The organism is Actinokineospora sp. NBRC 105648, assembly GCF_030269645.1.
Classification (GTDB): domain Bacteria; phylum Actinomycetota; class Actinomycetes; order Mycobacteriales; family Pseudonocardiaceae; genus Actinokineospora.
Window position 1 is genome coordinate 1 of sequence record NZ_BSTR01000120.1, and the last position, 472, is coordinate 472.

Genomic DNA, 472 nt, shown 5'->3' on the forward strand with positions numbered 1-472 from the left:
GATCACCTCCTTTCTAAGGAGCATCTGACCCGCATGCCCCTCGGGGTGTGTGTGGGAGGGCCACGCCAACAGCGAATGTCTGGTGGGTGGTTGCTCATATGCTGTGGAACTACTGGACGAGCGAACGTTCACCGGCGCCCGGTGTTGTCACCAGTACTGCCCTCCACTTCGGTGGTGGTGCGTGGACCGTGGGCATCGAGGGTTGGTGGGGGTGAGTGTGTCGGCACACTGTTGGGTCCTGAGGCAACACACCGGTTGGTGTGGTGGTCTTGGTGGTCAGCGATTGCCTTGGAGTCATACCGCATGGGGTTGTCTTCGTGTTGGTGGTTTCGGGTGGGGTGGTCGTCTGGTTGGTGTTTGAGAACTGCACAGTGGATGCGAGCATCTTTGTAGTAAGTGTCTAAGGGCACACGGTGGATGTCTAGGCATCAGGAGCCGATGAAGGACGTAGGAGGCTGCGATAAGCCTCGGG

The 472-nt window shown here is 58.9% G+C and carries 1 rRNA gene; it reads left to right on the top strand.

Features of this window, described 5'->3' with window-relative positions:
• Window positions 1-390: 390 nt before the first annotated feature.
• Window positions 391-472: ribosomal RNA gene (locus QSK30_RS36625) — 23S ribosomal RNA — on the top strand; the annotation flags it as partial.